The sequence below is a fragment of the Succinivibrio sp. genome (assembly GCF_045124615.1).
Lineage (GTDB): Bacteria > Pseudomonadota > Gammaproteobacteria > Enterobacterales > Succinivibrionaceae > Succinivibrio > Succinivibrio faecicola.
In genome coordinates this window covers 1-6,614 of record NZ_JBGVMC010000140.1, presented here as the reverse complement: position 1 = coordinate 6,614, position 6,614 = coordinate 1, and the positions used below count along the sequence as shown (strand labels likewise).

Sequence of the window (6,614 nt, the reverse complement as noted above, 5' to 3'; positions counted from 1 at the left end):
CGGTAAATTTCATTAAAAAGTCAGTTGTCTGCTCGATCTTTGGCATAGTTCTGTTTGCAATTGATAAAGAACGACCAGAGCAGTTTTCGATAAGCTCAATTATCTTTGGATAGAGATCAAAATGACCATGGGAAATATAATCAATTAGGTGATTGCAGAAATCTGTAACATCTTCATAAGATGGATAACATACATCTTTTTGGTTTGAACTTCTTGATAATGATACGTTGAGAAGTTTTATATACATGATAACAAGCTCCTGTCGAGCTTTGATCATGTCATTGATCCAGCTGTATTTCTCATCAACATTCTGCAGTGTGGTATTAAATTTTTTACCAAAATCTGAAGTACCCATAGCTCTACCCCTTATGTTTATTATTATGTTTTAAACATACCAAAAGTTAGAGATTTAATTTGATACAACAGTCAAAGAACTAAAGAAAAGTGATAAAAAACATGGAGTAAATAATAAGCCTCTTGATAAAAGAGGCTTATTTGAAGGAAAAGTGATTTAAAGTTTTGCCATCAGGTTATTCTGATGTAATTCTTTTTTGTATTTTTGAACTGAAGCTGCAAAAGCCTTTCTTGCCCTTGAGTTGACAGTGGAACTTGAGCTTTCAAGTTTAACTCTCAGAGGATTTACAGCTCTTCCGTTTACTCGTACCTCATAATGCAGATGCGGACCAGTTGAAATACCTGTATTACCAGAACGTGCAATTATGCTTCCTGCCTTAACTCTCTGGCCTGGCTTTACTGAAAGCTTTGATAGATGCATATAAACAGTTGAATAACCGCTGTGATGTCTTAAAACTATATAGTAACCCGCAGATCTTGAGAATGCAGCCTTATCAACGACACCATTTGATGGAGCAAAGATCACGCTACCGACTGGAAGTCCGAAATCTACACCGTTGTGAGGACGAATTCTACCAGTAACAGGATGGCGTCTTGCTGGGTTAAACTGAGAGGTTACTCTTACCCTTGCATGGAATGGGAATCGTGCAAATGTAGTTGCAGTATCATTAATACCATTCTCATCATAGTATCTTCCATCTGCTGCATTTAGGTATGAAGCAATCTTTCCACCACGTGACAGATTGAATTCAACAGCCTGAATCTTTCCCTGACCGTTAGCCTTGTCAAACAATACCCTCATAGTATCGCCAGAACGAATATTTCTTGAGAACAGAATCTTACCCTTGAACATCTGAATGATTCTGTTGATTTCAGTATATGTAATGCCTGCTCTGTTAGCAGCCTGAGAGAAGGTTTCACCATGATTGATGGTAACAAGTACAAGTCTGCCTCTGCTCTCAAAACTTGATTTCTTCTGCTCAATAGATGGTGCCGTAACAGGAGCTTGTGTAATCTTTTGTTCAGCCTTGCTTTCATTTTCTGTAAATGCTAATGCAACAGCAGAGTTTGCTGTATTATCATCTAAGGCATATGATCCAAGCTTTTCATAAACAGATGAATATCCGTTGGCATTCTTATAGAAACGGAGCTGTTCTTTGTCAGATACCTGCTTAATGAACACAAGAAGTTCGCCATTATCTGATACGAGAAATGATAGACTTTCACCGATTTTCAGATTATTAACTTTTTTCTTGATAGCGGTATCTGAACCAACCATATTTGCAAGAGTAGAAGCTGAAATATTCAGATCTTTAAAGATAGATGAAATACTGTCACCACTCTGAACTGTTTCTGACATCCATTTTGCACTATATGTGCGGGGCTGATTTTTGTCAGTATTTGTTGCAAGAGCAGAAACTTCTTTATTTATCTGAGCATCAGCATCAGCAAGGTCAACATCTGACAGACCGTCATCATAGTTTTCCATTGCTTCTTTTTTATCAGAAGGTGTGGAGGCATAGGTCTGAGCTAAAGGAACTAATTCATCTGATGCATCATCAGCCTCAGGTGAATATAGAAAACCTGAATTATCTTTTGTATTGGAAGCAACGAGATCCTCTTCTTCTGAAGAGTATAAGTTCTGATTAGTAGCTACGGATAGCGCTAAGGCGACAAAGAATGTTCCAAAAATAAATTTGTTGTGTTTTTTCGAAAGTGGGCCTTTTGTAAATCCTACTCCGATAGCCTCTTTCGAGATGTAATCTTCTGAAATCATTGTATATTTTTTTTCAAAGTCTAAACTATTTGAAACAAAACTTTCCATAGCAAAGCCCTCGTAAAAAAAGAACATGCATTGCTAAGTAGATTTTGCGGTAGTTAAGACTTCTATATGCTATGTTATATTAATATAAAAAATCCTATTTTTTAGTATACAATATGTTTATTAGGTATTCATTATATAAAATGGCATAAAATATACATTTTTCACTGTTTTGATTAGTTATTTTGAGGTTTGTCATGATTTTTGGCGAGAAATTCTATCCTATCCTATGCAAATTAAGTCCATGGAGACAGAGTTTGTTCGCTCTAGTTCTTGCTCAAAGACAGTACCCAAATTATGCACTTTGGTGTGATGTTAATGATGTAAAGGGTGGTAAAAAGATGTTTTCAAAAACTCTTGATACCATGTGGCAGTTTCATCAGGATAAGTTCAATCACATCGATCTCGAAGAGACCTTAGACGAGTTAGAGCCTTATTTATTAGATGATGAAAAACAGGAGCTATCTGTAGGCGATCTGTTTTCACTTGATGCAACAATAGCTCTTAGTGCATCTGTTCTTGCAATTGTTATGCATGAAGGTGAAGAAGCTCTTATGGCTTCAAAAGCATCTTTAGCTGGCGTTGTAAGAAAAATAGAGCAGGAGTCAGATTCGGACTTTTCTGATGAAGAGCTTCGCGAAATAAAAGAAGTTGACGATGAAGTTAATTTTCAGGTTGAGCTTCTTGAGATACTAAAAGATGCTAAAAGAGATGCATCACTTACAGCTAAACTTAAGAAATTAGGTTTAAACGATGGCGTAAGTAATATCGGTCTTACTCTTGAAGACTAACTGATACCTTCTGCAATAAGAATAACGCCACTTAATACAGATACTGCTGACATAATGATTCTAACGTTTCTAACTGGCATCTTTATCAGCAGTGTTGTCCCAAGAAAAGATCCTAAAAAAGCTGCAGCTATCATTACAGGAAGCCATTGATAGCATATAGATGTCAGCGCTCCTACAGTAAATGCTCCGATTGCATTCCATATTGTCGCAACAAAAATCATTGTATGCATAATAGCTCTTTTAAGTTCCAAACCGAATATGGTTACCAAAGTAAGAGTTGCAAACAGACCTGCACCAGATGACAGAGAGCCAGAGAACAGACCTACAATACCTAATAGTGAAGCACCAAGTATAGTTCTTTTTAAGGAGCGGTTTGATATACCTGTTGATCCGAAACTCTTTTTAAATAATGTATAAATACCAGAAGCAATTGTAATAAAGCCAAGACAAATCTGTGCAATTGCTGAAGGTACAGAAATAACGATTACTGAGCCTAGTACTACGCAAGGACAACCTACAAGAAGCATTGAAAGAACAACGCCACGGTCAAATTTAAAATCCTTACTAATACCTTTTTTAGACAGTGCTCCAATTCCTAGGAAAACAACTGCAACTTTATGTGTACCTAAAGCTGTTGCAAATGGGAGTCCTAAAAGAATAAGAACAGGAAACTGGATGAAACCAGCGCCTCCACCGGAGACGCTGGCAAAGAGATTGGCGAGGAAAGTAAGACAGAAAAGAATACTTTCCTTAATTATTTCCTCAGCCATTTGATCCTCTTATTTGCGGTTGATTGCACGCCATGCGATATCATTTCTGTAGAACATGCCGTCAAAATTTACGTGCTTGATATGCTCGTAAGCCTTATTGCGTGCATCTTCAACAGTTTCACCTAAAGCGGTAACGCATAATACACGACCACCTGAGGTTACGATATCGTCACCTACCTGCTTTGTACCAGCCTGGAATACCTTAACATCATCAGAGCCCTTGTAATCAAGACCAGTGATCTTGTCGCCCTTTCTTGGAGATGCTGGGTAGTTGTGAGCTGCAAGTACAACGCCGATTGCAGGACGTGGATCGTATTTGATATCAACGTTTGCAAGACCGCCTACAGTACATGCCTTGTAGCAAAGATCAACAAGATCAGACTGCATTCTCATCATGATTGGCTGAGTTTCAGGATCACCAAAACGGCAGTTGAATTCAACAACACGTGGATCACCGTTCTTATCAATCATAAGACCTGCATATAAGAATCCCTTGTAAGGAATACCGTCATCAGCCATACCCTTTAAGGTAGGGTTGATAATACGATCCATAACCTTCTTGTAAACTTCATCGGTTACAACAGGAGCTGGTGAGTAAGCCCCCATACCACCTGTATTAGGACCAGTATCACCGTCACCTACACGCTTGTGATCCTGTGATGTAGCCATAGGAAGAGCGTTGATAGTATCAGACATTACAATGAACGATGCCTCTTCACCTTCCATGAACTCTTCAATAACAACTGAAGCTGAAGCATCACCAAACTGATGATCATCTAACATGCTGTGAACAGCATCGATAGCTTCCTGTTCAGTCATGGCAACAACTACACCCTTACCAGCTGCAAGACCATCAGCCTTGATAACGATAGGTGCACCTTGTGCCTTGATGTATTCAACAGCTGCATCAGTTTTAGTGAAAACTTCATAAGCTGCAGTAGGAATGTTGTGACGCTTTAAGAAATCCTTTGTAAAAGACTTTGAACCTTCAAGCTGTGCACCAGCCTTGCTAGGTCCGAAGATTTTTAAGCCTTCCTTTTCAAAGGCATCTGTAACACCAGCAACTAAAGGAGCCTCAGGGCCAACGATAGTAAGATCAATAGCCTCTTTCTTAGCAAAAGCTACTAAACCTTCGATATCTTCAACACCGATGTTTACGTTCTCCATCTTAGGCTCTGATGCAGTGCCAGGATTACCAGGAGCAACAAAAACCTTCTTTGCTAATGGTGACAGAGCAGCTCTGTATGCTAAAGCGTGCTCTCTGCCGCCGTTACCAATAATTAATACTTTCATGTTAGATCCTCAAATTAATGACGGAAGTGACGCATTCCAGTAAATACCATTGCAATACCATGTTCATCAGCAGCATCGATAACTTCCTGATCGCGGATAGAGCCACCTGGCTGGATAATGCACTTGATGCCCTTAGCTGCTGCTGCATCAACACCATCACGGAATGGGAAGAATGCATCTGATGCTAATGCTGCACCTTCAAGTGATAACTTAGCATCATCAGCTCTTAGGCAAGCGATACGTGCTGAGAATACACGGCTTGTCTGACCACAGCCAATACCAAGAGTCTTCTTGCCATTGGTGTATACAATTGCATTTGATTTTGTGAATTTGCAAACCTTCCAAGCAAATAAAAGCTCGTCCATCTCATCTTCAGTAGGAGCTCTCTTGGTAACAACCTTTAGATCTTCACGTCTTACAACTTCAAGATCAGCTTCCTGAACTAACAGACCACCATTTACTCTCTTGAAGTCATAACGTGGCTGAGCCTGATTTAGAGGACCTGTTTCTAATAAACGAATGTTCTTCTTGCGAGCAACTTCTTCAATTGCTTCCTTGCTTACTGAAGGGGCAACGATAACTTCGCAGAACTGATTGTCAACGATTGCCTTTGCAGTTGCACCATCTAATTCCTTGTTGAATGCGATGATACCACCGAATGCTGACTCGCTGTCGCAGTTGAATGCATCTTTATAAGCTTCTGTCAGGTTAGAACCTAAAGCAACACCACATGGGTTTGCATGCTTAACGATTACACAGCAAGGCTCATCAAACTGTCTTACACACTCAATTGCAGCATCTGTATCAGCGATGTTGTTGTATGAAAGCTCTTTACCCTGAATCTGTTTAGCTGTTGAGATGCCTGAATCGTGAGCATCAATGTCAGCATAGAATGCTGCTTTCTGATGTGGGTTCTCACCGTATCTCATGCTCTGAAGTTTTACATAGTTCAGATTTAAAGTACGTGGCAGAGTTGACTGAGTGCCATCTGTGATACCGTAATCAGGTACCTTAGTACCAAAGTAGTTTGCAATAGCACTGTCATAAGCTGCTGTATGCTCATAAGCTGCAATTGCTAAATCAAAACGAGTTGCATATGTTAATGAACCATCGTTAGCGTCCATTTCTGCAATAACACGGTTGTAATCCTTTGCTCTTACAACGATTGCGACATCGCGGTTGTTCTTTGCTGCTGCACGAACCATGGTTGGACCACCGATATCGATGTTCTCAATAGCCTTCTCAAGTGGGCAGTTTGGATCTGAAACAGTCTTTACAAATGGATACAGGTTAACAACTACAAGATCGATTGGAAGAATATCGTGATCAGCCATTACCTGCTCGTCAAGACCGCGACGGCCTAAAATACCACCGTGAATCTTAGGATGCAAAGTCTTAACTCTGCCGTCCATCATTTCAGGGAATTTGGTGTAGTCAGATACTTCGATAACCTCAACACCGTTATCTGCTAACAGCTTTGCTGTACCGCCAGTTGAGAGGATCTCAACATTACGGCTTCTTAATGCCTTAGCAAAATCTACAATACCTTCTTTATCTGAAACGCTGATAAGTGCGCGCTTGATA

6 protein-coding genes are annotated in these 6,614 nt (G+C 39.7%); 1 reads left to right on the top strand and 5 read right to left on the bottom strand.

Translation table 11 applies throughout. The annotated features are described in order from the left end of the window. On the bottom strand, positions 1-355 hold a 355-nt coding region (locus ACJML3_RS03720; protein WP_406020737.1), incomplete at its 3' end, for an Rsd/AlgQ family anti-sigma factor. Positions 356-511: 156 nt separating this feature from the next. Further along, positions 512-2,179, bottom strand: a complete 1,668-nt coding sequence (locus tag ACJML3_RS03715; protein WP_406020735.1) for a peptidoglycan DD-metalloendopeptidase family protein — start codon at positions 2,177-2,179, stop codon at positions 512-514. A gap of 194 nt (positions 2,180-2,373) precedes the next feature. Between ACJML3_RS03715 and ACJML3_RS03710 the strand changes: the two genes are divergently transcribed. Beyond that, a complete protein-coding gene (locus tag ACJML3_RS03710) occupies positions 2,374-2,967 on the top strand; it encodes a DUF416 family protein (RefSeq protein WP_406020734.1) in 594 nt (197 codons plus the stop codon). Here ACJML3_RS03710 and ACJML3_RS03705 read toward each other — a convergent pair. Genes ACJML3_RS03705 through purH form a run of 3 tightly spaced genes read right to left on the bottom strand, consistent with a single transcriptional unit; the run spans position 2,964 to position 6,613 of the window. Further along, complete coding sequence (locus ACJML3_RS03705) at positions 2,964-3,737, bottom strand: sulfite exporter TauE/SafE family protein (protein WP_406020732.1); 774 nt, start codon at positions 3,735-3,737, stop codon at positions 2,964-2,966. The two genes, ACJML3_RS03710 and ACJML3_RS03705, sit on opposite strands and share 4 nt — an antisense overlap. 9 nt (positions 3,738-3,746) lie before the next feature. Next, positions 3,747-5,030 (bottom strand): phosphoribosylamine--glycine ligase, encoded by a 1,284-nt coding sequence (purD, locus tag ACJML3_RS03700; RefSeq protein ID WP_406020730.1) that lies wholly within the window; start codon positions 5,028-5,030, stop codon positions 3,747-3,749. 14 nt (positions 5,031-5,044) lie between these two features. Beyond that, positions 5,045-6,613 carry a bifunctional phosphoribosylaminoimidazolecarboxamide formyltransferase/IMP cyclohydrolase gene (gene purH, locus ACJML3_RS03695; RefSeq protein ID WP_406020728.1) on the bottom strand — a complete coding sequence of 523 codons (1,569 nt, stop codon included), beginning with the start codon at positions 6,611-6,613 and terminating at the stop codon, positions 5,045-5,047. Position 6,614 lies beyond the last annotated feature (1 nt).